Source organism: Paenibacillus sp. FSL F4-0097 (assembly GCF_038593125.1).
Classification (GTDB): Bacteria; Bacillota; Bacilli; order Paenibacillales; family Paenibacillaceae; genus Paenibacillus_AQ; species Paenibacillus_AQ odorifer.
The window spans coordinates 5,475,876-5,497,321 of record NZ_CP151965.1; the positions used below are offsets into that span (position 1 = coordinate 5,475,876).

Sequence of the window (21,446 nt, forward strand, 5' to 3'; positions counted from 1 at the left end):
ATTTATTCACTTCCCTTTTCTTTCGCTTTTAATTGTTCTTCTTCAGCAATGATTTGGTCATGTGTTTTCCCTTGACTGACTCCGTACTTCTTAGCAATCTGAGAAAGCTCATTGTACTGCTCTGTGGATACTTTACCTAGGATGATACTGCGCGCTTCACGCTTCTCCTCAGTCGTTAAGCCACCCTTTGCCAAATCTTTAAGACGATTAATATCCGATACACTAAGTTGGCCAAGTACGATAGAAGCTACATCTGCTTTATCTTTAATCGTTACATTCTCTTGAATTTGTTTAGCTTTATCCGTGGAGACCTGTGCTGTATAACCATCTGAAGAGCCATCTTTTTGTTCTGATGATGGAGCTTTGGTCGGTTCACTAGTAGTAGAAGCTGTTGTTTCTCTACTAGGTTTAGCGTTATTTTCACTGCTTTGATTACTATTTCCCTCATCATTTACTGGTGGAGTAGAAGGTACCGCAGACTCTACAGGTTCGACATTACCATCATCAACTGTATCAGTTGGTGCCGTTCCTTGATCTTGACCACCAACATTATCCTCAGACTCCAGATCAAAACCATCTACCATTGAATTCATCAGCTTATCGACAGCATAATTCGCGGCGAACAAGCCACCAACACCCAGCACTACAATTACTGACAACGTCCATAAAAGGATCTTTTTCCATCGTTTGTTGAACACTTTATATCCCCCTTTATGAATAGTTAGCTAATAGCAACTTGGGCAACGGGCTGCATTGGTACAATCTGATTGATTATTTCGCGGATGACTTCTGGTTCCTCAGCGAGAACACGTTCCAAACGTTTAAACTCCAGTTCTAACTGGTTCAGACTTATGACATTAGGTTTACCGATAAAGATTCTTCCATGATCGGTAGAGCCTAAATTCTCTTCATCTGTAAGCAACTCTTCATACAACTTCTCACCCTCACGAATACCGGAGAAATGAATATCAATGTCCTTATAGGGTTCATATCCAGAGAGCGTAATTAAGTCTTCCGCCAACGTTAGAATCTTAACCGGCTCTCCCATATCCAGAATGAACACTTCTCCGCCTTTGGCGAAAGAACCAGATTGGATGACAAGCTGAACAGCTTCCGGAATCGTCATGAAATAACGCACCATTTCTGGATGAGTGACAGTGACTGGACCTCCGGCAGCGATCTGTTGCTTAAAGGCTGGAATTACACTGCCGCGACTGCCAAGAACATTTCCGAAACGCACAGCAGAGAACTTCGTTTGACTTGTGGTGTGCAGGCTCTGCACATACATTTCCGCAATCCGTTTAGTAGCACCCATTACACTGGTTGGGTTAACCGCCTTATCAGAAGAGATCATTACAAATCTCTCCGCACCATATTTATCTGCACAATCTGCAACATTTTTGGTGCCAAAAACATTATTTTTAATGGCTTCCGAAGGATTACGCTCCATTAAAGGAACGTGTTTATGTGCTGCTGCGTGAAAGACTACATGCGGTCTATGACCACTGAATATGTCCATCATCCGACTGCGATCCTGCACATCTGCTATCGCGGTCACAATGTTCAACTCCGGAAAACTCTTACGAAGCTCCATTTCAATCGTGTAGATACTGTTCTCACCGTGTCCAAGTAACATTAGCTTGTCCGGACCAAAAGGAGCAATCTGCCGGCATAACTCTGAACCAATAGAGCCCCCAGCCCCCGTTACTAACACCGTCTTATGATGTACATAACCTAAAATACTGTTCAAATCAGCTACGATCGGCTCACGACCTAATAAATCTTCTACGCTAACATCCCGAAGTTTCTTAACTGATATTTTACCAGCGATCAGATCATTAAGAGCCGGGATTATTTTCAGCTTAGCTCCAGTTTTTTTGGCAAGATTAATAATTTCAGAAATCTCAGTACGTGAAACAGAGGGCATGGCGATGATAATCTCATGAATTTCTCTTTCTTTCACAATAGCTGGGATTGCATAACGATTTCCAATTACAGGAACACCCATAATATACATATGGTATTTATTCGCATTATCATCAATGAAACCGACTAATTTGGTATGCGCAAAAGAGGGTCCCATCATTTCCCGAGCAATTAATATCCCACAGTCACCAGCACCTACAATTAGTGTATGGGTCTTAGTGTCTTTGTAATTGATTCGGTCATTATGAAGTACTCTCCACAAAAATCGGACTCCACCTACTAATAAAAGAATAGTCTCCATCGACCGAACTTCTATGGCAAGAGGTACTCTATCCGGCAAAATAAGATACGCCAGTGCAAATGAAAATAAAGACCCTACTACAATAGCTTTAGAAACCGATATAATTTCACCGATACTGGCATATTGCCACATTCTTCGGTAAAGACCGAAGTATATCAGGCTTCCACCGAATGCAAATGTTGCAATCAAACCAAATTGCAGCATCTGTACAATGTATTCCTGAAGAGCATGGTTAGGGTACCGAAACAAATAAGATGTCACAATACTGAACCAAATGATCGCAAGATCAATGAAGAATAAAAGAATCACTCTAGATTTCGCTGTCATTTTTAGTGCCTCCAAAAATAACATTTTTAATTATGAATAAATCAATTTCCATAGTAGTAGTAATAGTACCCTTCACTAGCTTTACGTTTTACATTATTGAGAACAACGCCGAGCATTTTTGCACCTACACGATCTAGATTAGCTTTAGCTTTTACTGCGATATCGCGTTTTACCTTACCATAGCTTACAACCATAATAACGCCATCACTCTTCGAGGCCACAATTTGTGCATCCGTAACCGCTAATAATGGTGGAGTATCAATAAGAATGACATCATACCGCTGACGCAAGTCCTGTAAAAGAGTGCTCATCCGATTAGATGCCATCATTTCCGCCGGGTTGGGCGGGATTGGTCCAGAGGTCATAATTGAAAGATTATTAACACCGGAGTCTTGGACAGTGTCCTCAAGAACTGCCTGTTGAGACAGTAGGGAGGATAAACCAAAACGGTTGCTTAGTGTAAAAGTCTTATGTGCCGTCGGCTTCCGCAAATCGGCGTCAATCAACAATACTCTTTTATCTGCTTGTGCGTAAGCTGCCGCCAGGTTAGCAGATACCGTAGATTTACCTTCTTCCGGTCCGGATGAAGTGACCATAATCACTTGAATAGTCTGATCTACAGAAGAAAAATCAATATTCGTGCGCAATGCGCGAAACGCTTCAGAGACAGGAGAGCGTGGGTTCGTAACGGTGATCAGATGGCGTTGTTTATTTGGAAGCTGTGACATGTTCGAGGTCCCCCGCCTTTCTGGATGATTGTTTTTGTGTTTGTGCGGCACCTTGCTTGCTTTCATCTTGACCCAATCTTGTAATCATAGCTATGGTAGGCAAACCAAGATACTTCTCAATATCAGCTTCTGTCTTCAGGGTGTCATCCATATATTCCAACAGGAAGGCAATCCCTAATCCAATCATCAAAGAGACGATAAAAGCAATAGCCATGTTCAGTAAAACATTTGGTTCTACCGGCCGTGGCTCAACAGTTGGATTCACTTTAGCTTCATTCAGAATCGATACATTTTCCACATTAAATAGACTTGGAATTTCTTCCTTGAACACAAGTGAAATGGCATTCACGATTTCAGCAGCCCGCTGATAAGAATTATCTCGAACGACAAGTGTCATCACCTGCGTATTATTTACGGAACTCACATTAACCTTTTTTAATAGCTCTTCCGCAGTAATATCGAATTGCGGATAATCCTTTGTAACAATATCAAGGATGGCCGGAGTCTTAATAATTTCCTTATACGTATTAATTAATTGAATATTGGTATTAATCTGGTTTAAATCAAGCTGCCCCACCGCTGACTGCGTCGGTGTTTGGTTAACGATAATTTTCGTGGATGCCTCATATACCGGGTTTTTAATATACAGACTATATACACCAGCAATACCGCACACCAATACAACTATGCTGAAAATGAGCCATAGTCTCTTCCTGACGATCTGAAAATAATCGCGAAGATCCAATTCTTGTGATGACAAGTGAAATTACCCCCAAGCTATTTCTGAAATATTTCGATGCCTGTTCAAATCTTCCCTATTTGCAAAAAAATCGCCTCCTCTCACCTACATGAGAGGAGGCTGTATACTATAAGTTTTATTTACTTGAAGTTAATAGTACGGTAGATAATTACTGCTGCTTCAGCACGGGTAGCTGTATCGTTCGGGTTGAACTTGCCAGCATTTCCGATAACCAGGTTGTGGCTTGCTGCAAACGCTACGCCATCTCTTAGGGATGCGCTGATCTTAGCAGCATCAGAGAATTTGCTGATTGCAGTAGAATCCGTTTTTGCATCAGGATTGATAGATTTCAACGCACGGGAGATCATTGTTGCCATTTCTGCACGTGTAATAGTTGCATTAGGATCAAATTTGGCCGCACTGCGTCCAGTGATAATCCCTTTCTCTGCTGCAACTGCTACATATGGTGCATACCAAGCTGTTGAACTTACATCGCTAAAGCTTTGTACAGCAGAGTTGTTTTCCAGGTTAAGCGCACGAATCAACATTTTGGAGAACTCAGCACGAGTTACGTTGTTCTTCGGTGCAAATTTACCTGCTCCGACTCCTTCAATCGCACCTTTAGCAGCTACGACTTGAATTTGTCTACCAGCCCATGCTTGTACAGCAGCAATATCATTAAAGGAGACTTTATTCTCAAGTACTGCGTAAGAAGAGAATGTATCACGTGGTTCTACGATGAAATCTCCATCAAGAACTCCACCTTGGAATTGCAGGTCGCCGTATACAAGTTTACCAACAGAAAGCAATTCTTTATCAAGACCATCAGTATTCTTAAGTGGCAGTTTGATAGTAATTGGTTGTTTAAATGTACTTTGTACTACACCGTTCACACTAAGTGTGAATTCATACACATCCGAAGCCAATTTCAGCTTGGTAACGGAAGTTACAACTTCTGGTTTAGCTGTAGTTACTGTCAATGAAATTGCTGTGCTGAATTGGCTTACAGGAATCGTTACAGTTACACCGTTGAAAGTAACGGCGATATTCGCAATACCTTTAGCTTTTGCAGCTTCAATAATGGCTTGGGAAAGTGGAACTTCAACTGTAGTAGCGTTTACTGTTCCCAGATTTAGGGTCAAAGTAAGACCAGTTTTACCAGGGTTCGCTGCAACCAGCTTATCAAATTCTTTAATTACATCAGCATCAACCAATTTCAAGGTTGCTTTACCGTCAACAATGCTTACGAGCTTGGATACATCGTAGATTCCTGGAGTTTGAACAGGAGCTACAGGCGTTGTAACACTTCCATTCCCGCTTCCACTACTACCATTACCATTGCCGTTGCCATTACCGTTGCCATTATCGCCTAATCCGTAGGCTTTAATATAAGCAAATGCAAGTGATTTCGCCGCAGGTTTCGCGGATTTAATATTATTGTTCAGGTTCTTCAGTGTTTGCTTCACATCACTAGCAGTAACTCCAAGCTTGTCCAACGCTTGACTTACTGTGAGTGCTCCTGCTCCTGTTGTATGGCTCAATACTTTTGCAATAGCTTCATCCAACAAAGTATCGTATCCAGATTCAGAAGTTAGGATTGCCAACAAATCTGCAGTTGACTTGCTGCTTACCAGATCACGAAGTTCTGTTTCAATGCTGCTCAAGAATTCAGAAACACTATCAACAGTAAGTCCAGACACACCCGCTTTCTTTGCAATTTTGCTCAGCAAAGCAATGTTTTTGTCGTCGTTACGGATAACTTGAATTTCGGAGAAGTCATTGCCATAGACGTCGTATACTACACTAGTAACGCTTTGGAACAATTTAAGTGATGTTTTTGTTTCTTCTGCATCCAGTGAAAGATTCTTCAGAATTGGAGCAAAAATTTCTACGAATTCTGCCTCACTCAGTGCTGCAACCTCAGTCTTCAAATTGTAGAGATAAACTGCATCTGTTGCGGTCAATTGTTTGTAAACAGCAAGAACCTTATCCTTAACTGCTGCACTGCTACTTACTGTAGCCGCAGATGCTGTACCTACTGCTCCAAGGCTTCCCAACGGAAGACCCGCTACGGATGCTGCTACCATACTTGCTGCTAATGTTGATACTACTAGTTTCTTTTTCAACGTCACTAAATATCCACCTCTTCTTATGTATTAAAATACTGTACTACCATAGACCTAGAACAATTCGCCCAAATGCTACGCTATTACGTATAGCATTAAATCACCCAATAAAACCCATTCTACCACTATTAGGTAGATTAGTCAGCCCTTTCGGAAAAAAAATCCAAACAATTTTTGTCGGTTTCCCCTTGTTTGTACGTGTTTTCCATGAATAACCTCGCCATTGGTCATAATTTGCTGAGCATTGCCGCGAACATAGTCACGCAGCTCAGGGCCTAATTCTTTCTCCATAACCACATAAGCAGCGTTTAATCCAAAAGGACGATGAACACTGTCATGTGCATCAGAGGCCAACACATGTACTGCATTTCTACGGCATAGCTCCAGCGACAATTTCTGTAGCTTATTCCCGAAAACGCCTGCAAGACTCTGTGCGGTTACCTGCCCAAGTGATCCTAGCTCTATCAGTCTCTCTAGTTTAGAAGGATCAGCAGCTATTTCAGCATTGCGCTCCGGATGGGCGATGACCGGAACGAACCCTTGAATGATCAGCTCGTGGCAGATTTCTTCCATGTTACGTGGTACTCGTGAAGAAGGCATTTCCAGTAAAATATACCGCGAATCTGCAAGACTCAGCAGTTCCCCCCGCTCCAGATCATTCAGAAGCTCCCCGTAGATACGGATCTCTTGACCTGGAAGAACAAGCAGTGGATTACCAGCCTGACGAAGTCTCTCATTCATCAACTCCACAGCTTCTTTAATCTTGGGGGCGTTATTCATATATTGACCGTTGGCATGATGTGGCGTGGCGATGACTGAAGTAATCCCTTCTCTGTGGGCGTCTTGCGCCATGGCAAGAGCAGCTTCCCAATCAGAGGCTCCGTCATCCAAAAAGGGTAAGATGTGGCAGTGAATATCTATCATATGTTATCTATCGGTCCTTTTCCATAGAAATTTTAGTTTTATCAACAAAAAAATACAACCATTCCCACCAGGAATGGTTGCTTGATTGTAAATGAGTTCATATCTTACGCTTCGGTTGACTCCTCTTGCTGAGATTCATTTGCTATCATTTCAGCATCCTCTGAATCCGGAGATTCATTCTCAGAAGGGCGAATATACCCATCAATTAAGCCCCAAAGCTCGTCTTTGCCGAGACCAATTTCCGAGGAGAATGGAATAAAATTATCCCCTGGCAGCACGCCCAGCTCCTGCTTCATGGTCTTGATATGCTTTTGCCAGCGTGTCTTCGGAATTTTATCCGCTTTGGTCGCTACAACACACATAGGAAGATCATAATGCTTCAACCAGTCGAACATCATCTTATCATTGCTGGTAGGCGAATGCCGCAGGTCCACAATAAGCAGAACAAGCTTTAACGTATCGCGCTCAGAGAGGTATTTCTCAACCATTTTACCCCATACGGCGCGTTGCGTCTTGGAAACCTTGGCATACCCGTAACCTGGAAAGTCAACAAAATACATGCTGTCTTCATTGATACGGTAATAGTTCATGTGTTGTGTCTTACCAGGCGTGGAGCTTGTCCGAGCCAGATTCTTACGGTTAATCATTCGGTTAATGAGGGAGGACTTCCCCACATTGGAACGTCCTGCCAGAGCAACCTCTGGCAAGGAATCATCAGGGTACTGATCAGGGCCAACGGCACTGATAATAAATTCGGCAATATTAACTTTCATAGGACTTCCTTTCTAATGCACACTACTCGGTGGCTCACTGCTAATTTCATTATGATGCTCAACTAACGCATGATGCAAGACCTGATCCATATTAGATACCGGTACGAACTCAACATCATTACGTACGCTCTCAGGAATATCTTTCAAATCCCGTTCATTGTCTTTAGGAAGAAGGATCTTTTTATATCCAGCTCGGTGAGCGGCAAGAGATTTCTCTTTCAATCCACCAATGGGCAGTACACGTCCCCGCAAGGTGATTTCACCTGTCATCGCCACATCCTTCGAAACATAACGTTTCGTGAGCGCGGAGATCAATGCAGTTGCAATCGTAATCCCTGCAGACGGACCATCCTTCGGAATTGCACCTTCCGGAATATGGATGTGAATATCAATCTTCTCATAAAAATCGGGCTGGAGCCCCAGCTCCTCCGCCTTCGAACGAGTATAGCTGAATGCGGCCTGTGCCGACTCCTTCATTACATCGCCCAGCTGTCCGGTAAGGGTTAGTTTACCTGTTCCCTGCACAACCGTAACTTCGATCAGCAGTGTATCTCCACCGACCTCAGTCCAAGCCAGCCCAGTGACCGTACCGATCTGATCTTCAAGCTCGGCCATACCGTAACGATATTTGGAAGCCCCAAGATAATCCTTGATGTCGTCAGGAAGAATAATCACTTTCTCTTTTTCCTCAGACACGATTTGTTTCGCAGCTTTGCGGCATAATGCTGCAATCTGCTGCTCCAAATTACGCACACCGGATTCACGGGTATATTCGCGGACAATGCGTAATAAGCTATCGTCTTCGATAATCAGTTGATCTTCTGCAAGACCGTGGTTTTTCTTCTGCTTAGGCAATAGATAACGACTGCCGATTTGCAGTTTCTCCAGTTCCGTATAACCTGGAATGAACAGCATTTCCATCCGATCCAGCAAAGGACGCGGAATATTATGCACTACGTTCGCTGTTGTTACAAACATTACGTTCGACAAGTCGAACGGCAGCTCTACAAAATGATCACTAAACGTGTTGTTTTGTTCTGGATCCAGTACCTCAAGCAGCGCTGAAGATGGATCTCCACGGAAATCCGCAGCCATCTTATCGATTTCATCCAATAGGATAACCGGATTAATCGTACCCGCCGTCTTCATGCCTTGGATAATCCGCCCCGGCATCGCACCTACATAAGTCCGGCGATGACCTCGAATCTCCGCCTCATCACGTACACCGCCTAACGAGATACGGACGAACTTGCGGTTCAGCGAGCGGGCGATGGAACGAGCCAGTGAGGTTTTCCCCACCCCTGGAGGACCTACAAGACATAATATCGGACCCTTAAGCTTCTTAACCAGCTGCTGAACTGCCAAATATTCCAATACCCGTTCCTTCGGTTTTTCCAAACCGTAGTGATCCTCATCAAGTACCTGCTCGGCCTTTTTGATGTCAAGATCATCCTCTGTCTGTTCACTCCAAGGGAGACTGAGCAGCCAATCTACATAGTTGCGAATGACGCCGCCTTCCGCAGAGCTAACGGGCATTTTTTCCAGCCGGTCGATTTCTTTCTCCATCTTTTCTTTCACGCGTTCCGGAACATTTTTCTCTTCCATTAGTGCCCGCAGTTCTTCCGCTTCTCCTACCCGGCCTTCCTTCTCGCCGAGTTCTTTCTGGATCGCTTTCATTTGCTCACGCAAATAATATTCCTTCTGCGTCTTTTCCATCTGCTTTTTGACACGTTGATTGATCTTACGTTCAAGCTCCAGCACTTCACGCTCATTATTAAGAATATCAAGAAGCTTCTCCAGCCGTTTACTAACATCAATCGTCTCGAGAATTTCTTGCTTATCCTTAATTTTTAGCGATAAATGACTCGTAATGACATCCGCAAGTCGACCAGGCTCTTCTATATCGGATACAGCAGCGAGGGTCTCTGGGGTCACTTTTTTGGATAACGTAATATAGTGTTCGAACTGATTGAGTACTGTACGCATCAGCGCGTCACATTCTTGATTGCTATCTTCATCTTCCGGCAGCTCACGCGCCATAACCTCATAGTACTCATCATTATCGATATAATTAATAATTTCGGCCCGTTCTACACCTTCAACCAGTACACGTATCGTACCGTTTGGAAGCTTCAGCATTTGCCGCACATTGGCGACAGTACCGACCCGAAAAATATCGTCCTGACCTGGCTCTTCAATATTCACTTCCGACTGGGAACAAAGAAGAATCAAATTATCTTCAACCATAGCTTTCTCTAGCGCCCGAACTGACTTCTCACGGCCCACATCCAAGTGAAGAACCATGCTTGGGTACACAAGAAGCCCTCTTAGCGGCAATAAAGGAAAACGACGACCTTTTGTTTTATTTGTCATCATCGCTTTCGCACCTCCCATGGCTCTCAATTAATCTCATATGCATTCATTCTAACAAAAGCAGCCCCAAAACACCAACAGAGTCCTTAGATTTCAAGAAGAACCGACTTGCTTTTCCTTAAATAGAGACAACATCTCTTATAGCATTTAAAAAGGAAGCAGCAGAATTGCCTGCAGCCTCCTTTATTTTACAGCGACAAATCTCACCTTATTCTTCGAATTAGGGATCAATTTAGTTTAACCCTTTGCAGATTCACCAGCGGCATCGGCCTTTAGGAGTGAAGGTGCAGCGGAGAACAACTCTCCAGCAACCGCAGGCAACCTTACATCAGCTGTATCGGCACCGAACAGGTGACGGAACACCTCTTCTACTGTTTCCATTGGAATAACGCGTAATGGCGCAAGGTCAGCGAAGAGAGACTGCCAGTTTTCTTTTGGAATAAGCACTGTAGTGGCTCCAGCTTGAAAAGCAGCTTCCACTTTGGCAATTACACCACCCACTGGCTTGACTCGTCCATGGATGCCTATCTCACCTGTGATCGCTACAGTGTTATCCACGGGAAGTCCACGAATAGCAGATACGATTGCTACTGCCATCGCCACCCCTGCCGAAGGTCCGTCAATCGGTGTACCACCTGGGAAATTCACATGTAAATCATAACGATCGGGCTCCAGATTCATCGTACGTAGTACAGTCAATACATTCTCAACCGAACCCTTTGCCATACTTTTTCTCCGAATCGTGCGGGAGCCTCCACCGATCTCTTCTTCATCCACCACACCTGTCACGTTCAGTCTGCCTTGACCGTTCAAAGCAGGCGCTGCGGAGACTTCGATTTCGAGCAGAGTACCCATCCCCGGTCCATACACGGCAAGACCATTGACTAATCCAATCTGCGGTGCCGAAGGAATCTTGCGTTCCGTACGCAGCGGAAGCTGGCTGCTGCCCGCCACCCATTCCACATCAGCAGCATTTAGTGTATCTCTCTGTTCAGTTAAAGCTAATCCGGCAGCCAGTTGAATCATATTAACTGCTTCCCGGCCGTTGGTTGCATATTGCTGCACCACAGTGACAGCTTCCGGACTTGGTTTAAGCCCGATTTTCTGTATCGCGTCACGCGCGATGACGGCAATCTCATCCGGCAGCAGCGGGCGGAAATAAATCTCCATGCAGCGCGAACGCAATGCAGGTGAAATCTCATCCGGAGAACGCGTAGTAGCGCCAACTAGCCGGAAATCAGCAGGCAATCCATTTTGAAAAATATCATGAATATAAGCCGGAGTATTATTATCCTCCGAATTATAATAAGCGCTCTCTAGCAGTACCTTCCGGTCCTCAAGCACTTTAAGCAGCTTATTCATCTGAATGGGGTGAAGTTCTCCTATCTCATCCAGAAAAAGAATCCCGCCATGCGCCTTAGTCACCGCTCCCGGTTTCGGCTGCGGCACGCCCGCCACCCCCATGGCTCCTGCACCCTGATAAATAGGATCATGCACGGATCCGATCAACGGGTCAGCAATACCACGCTCATCAAAACGAGCGGTTGTGGCATCAATCTCTGTGAATTTAGCGTCACTTTTAAAAGGAGAAAGCACATTCTTTTTCGCCTCTTCCATGACAACACGCGCTGCCGCAGTCTTGCCGACTCCCGGCGGACCATAAATAATCACATGCTGCGGATTAGCGCTACAAAGTGCAGCTTTCAGGGCGCGCAGCCCATCCTTTTGCCCGACAATATCTCCAATAGAAGCCGGACGTGTTTTCTCCGACAATGGTTTAGTTAATGTAATCATCCGCATTTTCCGTAACTTGTCCAGTTCCTTGCGCGACTCTCGTTCCACCGCTGTCTTATTTGTCTTCTGACCCCGCAGCAGATTCCAAAAGTATACGCCGATAACCAGCGCGAAAAAGAGCTGCACGATCATCACAACTATACTTAATTCCATAGGTCATCCTCCTGTTTCGTTCAGTCTACCTTTCCACCCTTGGCTACTATTAGGTAGTATAGCCGTTTCGGTAATTAGTAAACGCGAATTTGAGGATTTGTTGAATTGTTGCAGTAGGATAGACTCTGATAATTAACTATAAGGGCAATAATGAGTGTGGGGAGTGCAAATGTAGCTTATGTAAATTTAAAAAAGGAGATTGTTGAGGTGGTTAGAAAGGAGATTGGAGAAGAAGGAATGCGGAGGAGTGCGGAAGTAAAGGAGGAATGAAGAGGAATGAAGGTTGAATGATGGAGAGCTTAATGGGAATGGAATTGAGGAACTGTGGTGATATATCGAGCCGTTGAACTTAGTAACTGAGGATCGTGATCGATGCTATGTAGGGTGAGGAACCTAATTCTGCGACTTTACGGCTAAAGGTGAGGGAGTTGGGAGTTTCCTGAAGATGTTAGTTAGTTGAGTTCGTCGAGGTACTTTTAGAAGCTGAGTTACTCTAGAAACTGAGTCAACTGGGACGGTGAGCTACTTCTAGAGGTTGAGTCAGCTGGGAATGGTGAGCTACTTCTAGAGGCTAAGTCAGCTGGGCACGGTGAGTTACTTCTAGAGGCTAAGTCAGCTGGGCACGGTGAGTTACTTCTAGAGGCTAAGTCAGTTGGGCACGGTGAGTTACTTTTAGAGGCTAAGTCAGTTGGGGACGGTGAGCTACTTCTAGAGGCTGAGTTAGTTAAGTTCGGGGGACTACCTCTAAGACGCAGAGTTAACTTAGTTTGCTGAACGTATGAGTTTGTATCTTCTATGTTCGTAGAAACAACCTATTTAGTACAAAATCTAAGTATCATTGGTACCCAGCCAAATAATTAGGGAAATACTCCCTATTTATCAGTAATTCACGACCTTTCAACTGCTAATTAGGGAAATCCTCCCTGATTATCGGTAAAATCACACATAATGAGGGAAATGCTCCTTTTATTAGGGAGTTTTTCCCTAAAAAGCTCGATTTTGAGCCATAATCGGCTTATTTCAGGGAGAATTTCCCTAATTGTTGCGTTTCAATTCATAACCGACTTCACATCAAGCTCCCTCACATACCTTCTTTTCAAATCCCCACCTTCAGCAAAAGTCATGGCCAAAATTGTTACGCCTATATGATCAGTCCCATCAAACTACTTCAGCTACACCTGCTCCATCAGCCACTTTTACTACTTTATCCATTTCAACATTAGCTACGTCATCTACACCAGTTACATCAGCTACAATAGCACCAACAACTCCATAAGTTCCACCAGATACATCAATTACATAGGCTAAACTGTTACATTAATTACTCCTACATAAACTACTTCAATAATATAGCCTCCATCAGCCATTAGCCACCAGCCACCAGCCACCAGCCACCAGCCACCAGCCACCAGCCACCAGCCTTTACAATTATCAATCCCAGTAATAAAGAACATCACGAGCCAGCTTATACTCAACATTTTTGACGCCGATTCCCCTTTTTATGGGGGTTAGCCAGCCTTTTTCACAGAGACTCTTTAGCATCATGCGTACTGTTTTGGGATCTAGCGTGAAATAATCAGCTACCTCTTTAGGACGTATTATCCCAGCGTTTCGTACCACTAAACGCATGATTTCCTTCTCAGCGATTAGCAGCCTGTCACGTGGCGCATCTAAAATTTGGTAGCGGCTTAACGCCAAACGCAGCAGTGTAACACATAACTCAGGGCGCTGTTCAACATCATCATAGGCAAATGAAATTACTTGATAACCCATTCCGTACAGAAAAGTTTCACGATTTAGCTCATTACAATACTTCAGCCTATCCATGTCTCTTACATGAGCTGCATACCCTTTAATCTCAAACAAGAGCTTGATCGGCCCCGGCAAAAAAGCAAAATCAGCAAAATAAGCCCGTCTCTGTAAATCCAGCACCTCATACTCCGGATGAAGATCATTGAAGTCACCACGAAGCGGCCACCAGACGTTCTGCAAAAATAATTTTTCTGCGTGGCCATGACCTCTCTCCAGCCTCCCCCGCCGTTCGCCCGTTCTGTTTGCAAGATGATGCGCAATAAATTTTTCATGGGCTTGTTCATAGTTCATGTTTACTCATCCCTTCCTCCAAAATAAGAATAAACGCAAAAAAAACGCCCCATGGGCCCCGGATTTACCGGAGCTGCACAGGGCGTTCTTCGCCACGTATTATTAACGAATTATATATTCGTAAAAGACCAAGTTACTTCGACTGCACCGGAGGTGCAAGGTTAGCGTGGGCGCGGCCTGGGATTTCGCCCGTTGCCTCGTAAGCCACCACGATCGCATCAATTTCCTTCTTCAGCTCGTTTACGAGTTCTGCTTCAGGCACTTTACGGATCATTTGTCCGTAACGGAAAAGCAAACCTTCCCCACGAGCGCCAGCAATACCGATATCTGCTTCACGTGCCTCACCAGGACCATTAACAGCACAGCCAAGGACAGAAACTTTAATAGGCACCTTAAGCTTCGAAATGTATTCTTCCACCTCATTAGCGATGGAGAAAAGATCGATATCCAGTCGTCCGCAAGTCGGACAAGAGATCAGCGTCGCTGCGTTAGAGATCAGACCAAACGTCTTCAGCAGCTCACGCGCCACCTTAACCTCTTCAACCGGATCGGCACTAAGCGAGATACGCAGGGTGCTGCCGATGCCCATTGAGAGCAGTGCACCGATACCTGCGGAGCTTTTCACTGTACCAGCAAACAACGTGCCGGATTCTGTAATCCCCAGGTGCAGTGGATAAGGAATAACTTCCGCAGCCTGACGGTAAGCTTCGATAGCCATTGGCACATCTGATGCTTTCAGAGAGACGATAATGTCGTGGAAGTCCAGTTCCTCCAGAATACCAATATGGTATAACGCACTTTCTACCATAGCTTCTGGGGTTGGGTATCCGTATTTTTCTAAAAGGTGATTCTCCAAAGAACCAGCATTTACACCAATACGAATCGGAATCCCTTTTTCTTTACATGCTTTAACTACCGCTTCTACCTTTTCGCGGCGACCAATGTTCCCCGGATTAATCCGTACCTTATCGATGCCGTTCTCAATAGCCATCAACGCTAGCTTATAGTTGAAATGAATATCCGCTACGAGTGGGATATGAATCTGTTTCTTGATCTCCTTGATTGCGGCAGCCGCCTCTTCATTGTTGACAGTTACGCGTACCAGCTGGCAGCCTGCTTCCTCAAGCCGCAATATTTCAGCTACAGTAGCCTCCACATCAGCGGTTTTGGTTGTACACATGCTTTGAATCGCAACCTCGTTGTTTCCCCCAATAATGAGCCCGCCAACATTGACAGGACGGGTTTGGTGTCTCAAGAACATGATTTTTCTCCCCCATAACGCCAAAGCTCCACCCCTTCGCTCCCGCTAATGTGAAGCGGGATAAGCGGAAGAAAGGTGGAGACTGTGACATGTATTGTTTAAGGAAAAGCGGCTTACGCGCTTTCCTCTTTCTTCTTGTCTTTCTTAAGGTTGAGCTCAGGCAAAGCTTTCTCCTGAACGACCTGTTCCGTGATCACACAATCTTTAATATCATCGCGTGAAGGAACTTCATACATCACATCGAGCATGATGCTCTCAATAATCGCGCGCAGTCCACGGGCTCCCGTATTACGTTTGATCGCTTCCTTGGCAATTGCTTCGAGTGCCAATGGTTCGAATTTCAACGCTACGTTGTCCATTTCCAGCAGCTTGATATATTGTTTAGTGAGTGCATTCTTAGGCTCGGAAAGGATACGTACAAGCGTATTCTCATCAAGCGGCTCTAAAGTCGAGATGACTGGCAGACGGCCTACAAATTCAGGAATAAGACCGAATTTGAGCAAATCTTCAGGCAATACCATCGACAAATATTCGCCAGGCTTAAGATCCTTTTGTCCTTCAACTGCTGCGTTGAAGCCAATGATTTTTTTACCGATACGGCGTTTAATCATTTGCTCCAGACCGTCAAAGGCACCGCCAACGATGAACAGGATGTTCGTCGTGTCGATCTGAATAAACTCCTGGTGAGGGTGCTTACGTCCGCCCTGCGGAGGCACAGAGGCAACAGTTCCTTCCAGAATCTTCAGAAGCGCCTGCTGTACACCTTCGCCGGAAACGTCACGAGTTATGGACGGATTCTCGGATTTACGTGCTACTTTATCAATTTCATCAATATAGATAATGCCGCGTTCGGCTTTCTCCACATCGTAATCTGCAGCTTGAATGAGTTTGAGCAGAATGTTCTCAACATCCTCGCCGACATAACCAGCTTCCGTCAGGGAAGTAGCGTCTGCAATAGCAAAAGGAACGTTGATAATCTTCGCCATCGTTTGTGCTAACAAGGTTTTACCAGAACCTGTTGGACCAAGCAAAAGGATATTACTCTTCGTCAGTTCAACATCTTCGATCTTGCTTTGGCTGTTCACACGCTTGTAGTGGTTATAAACCGCTACCGAAAGAGATTTCTTCGCTTGCTCTTGACCGATTACATATTGATCCAAAATATCGCGAATTTCCTTTGGTTTTGGAATATCCTTCAGATCAAGCTCTTCCTCATGACCGAGCTCTTCTTCCACAATTTCCGTGCAAAGCTCGATACATTCGTCACATATATAAACGCCCGGTCCTGCTACAAGCTTACGAACCTGCTCTTGTGATTTACCGCAAAAAGAACATTTCAATTGCCCTTTTTCATCATTAAATTTAAACATCTAACCACCCCTTTAAGATTTCATCGGTGAAGAAAGAACTTGGTCAATAAGCCCGTATTCCTTGGCTTCTTCCGCGCTCATGAAGTTATCGCGGTCTGTGTCCCGTTCGATTTTTTCAAGGGGCTGACCTGTGCGATCTACATAGATTTGATTCAGCTTCTGTTTCGTCTTAAGGATCCAGTCAGTGTGAATCCAAATATCAGACGCTTGACCCTGAACACCGCCGAGCGGTTGATGAATCATAACTTCGCTGTTGGTCAGCGCATATCTTTTGCCCGGAGCCCCAGCTGTTAGAAGGAGCGATCCCATGCTTGCTGCCATCCCTACACAAATGGTTGAAACATCCGGTTTGATATATTGCATCGTATCGTATATACCCATGCCGGCTGTTACTGAACCACCGGGTGAGTTGAGGTACAAGTGAATGTCCTTCTCGGGATCATCTGCTGCCAAAAACAGCAATTGAGCAATAACCAGATTGGCGACATCATCGTCAATCGCACTGCTTAAGAAAATGATGCGATCCTTGAGCAATCTGGAATAGATATCGTACGAACGTTCTCCACGACTTGTTGATTCCACAACCATTGGTACCAGACTCATGCCACCAACCTCTTTTCTCTGTACAGATTAGTCTTATCGTTTCAGAAATATTTTAACACGTTCAAGGCGCGATGTCATTTTTTCACTACAGTCGACTGTCTGCTGCTTGTGAATTGTGACGTTACTACCCCTATTACCTTATTGCCATACGTTCATACGGATACCTATGTAGTCACATATATTTGCGGCCGAGGATAAAAATAAGGCACGTAACGAAACTTACGTGCCTTATCATATCTGTATGGAGGCCGTGTAACTTGGCCGTTCTAGGTAGTGTCAAGCTAAAACGCCTTCGGCGTCCTTTTAAGGACGGTAAGCGTTTATGCGAGAATTATAAGAATAAAGTATAAAGTGAAACTTATACCTTCTTATAATTTTAAAATATCCTACTCAGCTTTAGTGTCTTCAGCAGCTGGTGCTTCTTCTACTGCTTCAACTTCTACACTATTGCTAACAAGGAAATCAATGGTTTTACGCAACGAAAGCTCTTCGCTCAAACTGCCCAGTGAACCGTTAGCTGCCAAGATGCTGCGGATTTCTTCTGGAGTACGTTTGTAAGCTTCAGCCATAGTAGCCAACTCTTCGTTAACTTCTTCTTCGGAAACTTCAATGTTCTCTTGTTTTGCGATAACTTCCAATACCAGGTTGTTGCGAACGCGTTTTTCAGCATCGCCTTTCATTTGGTTCTGCAAGTCTTCACGAGTTTGGCCGGAGAAGCTAAGGAACATATCCATGTTCATGCCTTGTTGACGAAGACGAGTGTCGAAGTCACGAACCATGTTCTCAACTTCACTGTTGATCATAGCTTCAGGGATTTCAACTTCAGCGTTAGCTGCTGCTTTATCAACAACTGCATTCTCACGAAGGCCTTTCAGTTCTTCCTCTTTACGGGATTCGAGCTGAGCTTTCAGATCTGCTTTGTACTCATCCAAAGTTTCGAATTCACTTACATCTTTAGCGAACTCATCATCGAGTGCAGGAAGTTGTTTGCGTTTGATTTCGTGCAGCTTCACTTTGAATACTGCTTTTTTACCCGCAAGGTTCTCTGCATGGTATTCATCAGGGAAAGTAACTTCAACATCTTTGAAATCTCCAGTAGCCATTCCTACCACTTGCTCTTCGAATCCAGGAATGAAGGAGTTGCTGCCAAGCTCAAGAGAGTGACGTTCAGCTTTTCCGCCTTCAAACGGTACATCATCTACATATCCGTCAAAATCGATTACAGCGATGTCGCCGTTAGCTGCTGCTTCTTCTTCAACTACTACAAGCTCAGCATGACGTTCTTGCAGACGAGCAAGTTCAGCACTCAACTCTTCTTCAGTCACTTCAGCTTTTTGTACTGGAACTTCCAGACCTTTGTAATCGCCGAGCTTCACTTCAGGTTTAACCGTGATCTTCGCTTTGAAGATAAAGGATTGACCTTTAGCAAATTGCTCAATATCAACTTCAGGACGGTCTACAGGGAAGATGTCAGTTTGTTCAACTGCTTCACCGTAAGCTTCAGGAAGAAGAATGTCGATTGCATCTTGGTACAAGCTTTCTACACCAAAACGGGATTCAAAGATCGGCCGAGGTACTTTACCTTTACGGAAGCCTGGTACGTTAGCTTTTTTAACGACTTTGTTAAAAGCTTTATCAAGTGCTGCTGTTACGCGTTCTGCGTCTACTTCTACTTCAAGAACTCCAAGGTTCTTCTCTATTTTTTCCCATGTTGCTTTCATATTATACTTTTCCCTCCAAAATATAGGTTCACAAGTTTACTTCAAATAATGATACAATCCACGCACAGAATAACCATTATATTATATACAACATTACTTTATTTATCAAGTAGAGAAGTCTTTACAAAACCCTTGAGAGCACGATAAGCTCCCTCAAATTGAAAGCGCATGCCGTCTGTGATGCCATACATTCCACGTGTCTCTTCCTCTTGTCGGGAGCCGTTTAAACTTTCAGAAACAAATTGGTGCAAAGCTCCTGCCCAAATATCCAGCAAAACGTCTTCGCCTTCCAGCAATTTCCGATATTCGTCCGACCCATAAATCGACATGATGAACTGACCCCAGAGCTCTTGTGCAAAATAATACAGCGTAGGCTCATGCACCTCAGCCTGCTCGGCTACCCGCTCCAGCACATGACTCACCTCCGGAGGAAAATCCTCCGTCTGCAGTGGCACGCTCTCGATCTCTACGAGTACCGTTTCATGTCCGCGTATCAGCTTCACTGTTCCCTGCATCCCACGCCGCTTAAGCGTCTGCAAGGTCCGAAATTGCAGCAGTGGATGAACATTATCCCCCTGCAACCAAGTGGTCAGCTCCTCGTCAACGCCGCCACCTTCCAGATAGGATAGCTGCTCTAGTGCAAGTATTGTCGCCTCAGACAGAGGTTCATTCATCACCCGCTGCAGCAGCTTTTTGGGATACCCCGCATCCTCGTTCATTTTGGATTTGGCCAAAAAGCGGGCCATATCCTCTTCCCTTAAATCTTCGTCTTCGGGGTGAACAGCTCCCTCCGCATCTCCATTCTGGGACGCGTAAGGAAATGCCGTTTCGAGCCATTCCAGCAGGGACCGCCATTCCTCGTAATTTCGCTCTTCCTGTCCTTGACACTGCAGCAAAAAACGAAGCAGCTCCATCGCTTCCCCGTAGCGTTCACTTTCCAGCATCACCGTCAGCTGGATTTGATAATAGTCCAGTGTCTTGGGGAACAGGACGATATTCTCTTTGGTGGCGGGGGAATCCGAATGTTTAATGAGGGCACCTCCTTATGTCTACTTATGTGAATGGAATCCTAACCATTATAAAAGTTATTAATACCTTAAGCTTCTTCCGAAACTTAATAATTGTAGATTATAGCATACCCCGTACTCTTTTTAAAAAACAGCTTGAAAAAGATCATCCCATATGATATGATAATTCCTGCTTGCTTTTCTGCCAGCAACCATGTCCCGGTAGCTCAGCTGGATAGAGCATGCGCCTTCTAAGCGCACGGTCGGGGGTTCGAATCCCTTCCGGGACGTCATATAGAAACAGCCTTCCTTCGGGAAGGCTGTTTCTATTTTCAGGGGAAGGGTTGGGCGGAGCTCAGGGAGTCACTACTGGGACGAATAGACGACTGAACGACTGAGCTTAAGATTCGCGGCTCCGGATTACCCGAGTTTCAGGGATTCATGGAGCTTGGATTCGAAGCTCAGAACCTGATGAAAACTTAGCCTCGTCGGAGCTCTGGGTCCGATAAAGCTTAGCATTCGAAACTTAGAATTTGGTCAAAACCTGGGCCTCGTCGGGCTATGAGTCGATGGAGCTTAACTTTTGATGCTCGCTCGGACTTGGTCACACTTAGATCTTGTTGGGGCTCAGGGTTCTGTGAAGCTTAGCAATCGATGATCAGTTTCTATGAGTCAGTACCACATCATACCCGCAGCATTAGAACATTAGGGTTGCTTTTCCGGAGAAACGCCGCTACATGCTATCTAATTGCATTTTCTGCAACTAAAAGTACCCTTTTACCTCCAAAACTCGCTTCAATTGCATTTCATACACTTATATTCTCAGATTTACGCCTAGAATGGCCTTTTCACCATTTTTAACTGCACAAAGTACAATTAAACCCAAACAAACCTATCCCCATCAAAAATAAGTGCATAAAGTGCAATTAAAAACCACTCTTATCACCACTACTCATCACTTATTACTCACCATCCACCAATCATTACTCATTACTCATTACTCATTACTCACTACTCACTACTCACTACTCACTACTCATCGACTATTAATCTTCACATTCCCATTTCTGATTTTTAAATATGGGAACATTTTTAGCTCTCTATAACCGTGCCCAATCTAATTACTCAAAAGACACGCGCATTAGCAATATTATCGAAGGATGAGACTATCCTGCTTTTTTAATCGAGAATAAAAAAACTGTTCACGGCGTTTTCTT

General features: G+C 44.5%; 16 protein-coding genes and 1 tRNA gene. 1 reads left to right on the plus strand and 16 read right to left on the minus strand.

What is annotated here, in order from left to right:
• Window positions 1-2: 2 nt before the first annotated feature.
• From MHH86_RS24585 to MHH86_RS24660, 16 genes are all read right to left on the minus strand, one after another.
• The gene (locus tag MHH86_RS24585) at window positions 3-698 is read right to left on the minus strand and encodes a hypothetical protein (protein ID WP_342479461.1); all 696 of its coding nucleotides are present in this window, start codon (window positions 696-698) and stop codon (window positions 3-5) included.
• A 23-nt stretch (window positions 699-721) separates the two neighbouring features.
• Complete coding sequence (locus MHH86_RS24590; protein ID WP_342479462.1) at window positions 722-2,554, minus strand: nucleoside-diphosphate sugar epimerase/dehydratase; 1,833 nt, start codon at window positions 2,552-2,554, stop codon at window positions 722-724.
• Between the two features lie 41 nt (window positions 2,555-2,595).
• Window positions 2,596-3,282: a CpsD/CapB family tyrosine-protein kinase gene (locus MHH86_RS24595; RefSeq protein WP_036685074.1), complete on the minus strand. Its 687-nt coding sequence runs from the start codon at window positions 3,280-3,282 to the stop codon at window positions 2,596-2,598.
• Window positions 3,263-4,042, minus strand: coding sequence for a Wzz/FepE/Etk N-terminal domain-containing protein (locus MHH86_RS24600; RefSeq protein WP_094903134.1), 780 nt, complete (start codon window positions 4,040-4,042; stop codon window positions 3,263-3,265). Before MHH86_RS24600 ends, MHH86_RS24595 begins: the two co-directional genes overlap by 20 nt.
• Before the next feature lie 119 nt (window positions 4,043-4,161).
• Window positions 4,162-6,153 (minus strand): S-layer homology domain-containing protein, encoded by a 1,992-nt coding sequence (locus tag MHH86_RS24605; RefSeq protein WP_342479463.1) that lies wholly within the window; start codon window positions 6,151-6,153, stop codon window positions 4,162-4,164.
• A 135-nt stretch (window positions 6,154-6,288) separates the two neighbouring features.
• Window positions 6,289-7,071, minus strand: coding sequence for a CpsB/CapC family capsule biosynthesis tyrosine phosphatase (locus tag MHH86_RS24610; protein ID WP_076296948.1), 783 nt, complete (start codon window positions 7,069-7,071; stop codon window positions 6,289-6,291).
• A 104-nt stretch (window positions 7,072-7,175) separates the two neighbouring features.
• Window positions 7,176-7,844 (minus strand): ribosome biogenesis GTP-binding protein YihA/YsxC, encoded by a 669-nt coding sequence (yihA, locus tag MHH86_RS24615; RefSeq protein WP_036685063.1) that lies wholly within the window; start codon window positions 7,842-7,844, stop codon window positions 7,176-7,178.
• A 12-nt stretch (window positions 7,845-7,856) separates the two neighbouring features.
• The gene (lon, locus tag MHH86_RS24620; RefSeq protein ID WP_111505379.1) at window positions 7,857-10,220 is read right to left on the minus strand and encodes an endopeptidase La; all 2,364 of its coding nucleotides are present in this window, start codon (window positions 10,218-10,220) and stop codon (window positions 7,857-7,859) included.
• 234 nt (window positions 10,221-10,454) lie between these two features.
• Window positions 10,455-12,164 carry an ATP-dependent protease LonB gene (lonB, locus tag MHH86_RS24625; protein WP_036685060.1) on the minus strand — a complete coding sequence of 570 codons (1,710 nt, stop codon included), beginning with the start codon at window positions 12,162-12,164 and terminating at the stop codon, window positions 10,455-10,457.
• 1,304 nt (window positions 12,165-13,468) lie between these two features.
• On the minus strand, window positions 13,469-13,618 hold the full coding sequence (locus tag MHH86_RS24630) for a hypothetical protein (RefSeq protein WP_342479464.1): 150 nt from the start codon (window positions 13,616-13,618) through the stop codon (window positions 13,469-13,471).
• Window positions 13,596-14,267 (minus strand): BlaI/MecI/CopY family transcriptional regulator, encoded by a 672-nt coding sequence (locus MHH86_RS24635; protein WP_076224631.1) that lies wholly within the window; start codon window positions 14,265-14,267, stop codon window positions 13,596-13,598. The genes MHH86_RS24630 and MHH86_RS24635 overlap by 23 nt, the downstream gene beginning before the upstream one ends.
• A gap of 133 nt (window positions 14,268-14,400) precedes the next feature.
• Window positions 14,401-15,528: a flavodoxin-dependent (E)-4-hydroxy-3-methylbut-2-enyl-diphosphate synthase gene (ispG, locus tag MHH86_RS24640; protein WP_036685055.1), complete on the minus strand. Its 1,128-nt coding sequence runs from the start codon at window positions 15,526-15,528 to the stop codon at window positions 14,401-14,403.
• A gap of 113 nt (window positions 15,529-15,641) precedes the next feature.
• Window positions 15,642-16,898 carry an ATP-dependent protease ATP-binding subunit ClpX gene (clpX, locus tag MHH86_RS24645; RefSeq protein ID WP_036685052.1) on the minus strand — a complete coding sequence of 419 codons (1,257 nt, stop codon included), beginning with the start codon at window positions 16,896-16,898 and terminating at the stop codon, window positions 15,642-15,644.
• 12 nt (window positions 16,899-16,910) lie between these two features.
• Window positions 16,911-17,501: an ATP-dependent Clp endopeptidase proteolytic subunit ClpP gene (clpP, locus tag MHH86_RS24650; RefSeq protein WP_036685049.1), complete on the minus strand. Its 591-nt coding sequence runs from the start codon at window positions 17,499-17,501 to the stop codon at window positions 16,911-16,913.
• 386 nt (window positions 17,502-17,887) lie between these two features.
• On the minus strand, window positions 17,888-19,222 hold the full coding sequence (gene tig, locus MHH86_RS24655; protein ID WP_036685045.1) for a trigger factor: 1,335 nt from the start codon (window positions 19,220-19,222) through the stop codon (window positions 17,888-17,890).
• Window positions 19,223-19,320: 98 nt separating this feature from the next.
• Window positions 19,321-20,166 carry a hypothetical protein gene (locus tag MHH86_RS24660; RefSeq protein WP_038573064.1) on the minus strand — a complete coding sequence of 282 codons (846 nt, stop codon included), beginning with the start codon at window positions 20,164-20,166 and terminating at the stop codon, window positions 19,321-19,323.
• Window positions 20,167-20,445: 279 nt separating this feature from the next.
• Between MHH86_RS24660 and MHH86_RS24665 the strand changes: the two genes are divergently transcribed.
• Window positions 20,446-20,519: transfer RNA gene (locus MHH86_RS24665), tRNA-Arg, on the plus strand.
• The last annotated feature ends 927 nt before the right edge of the window (window positions 20,520-21,446 follow it).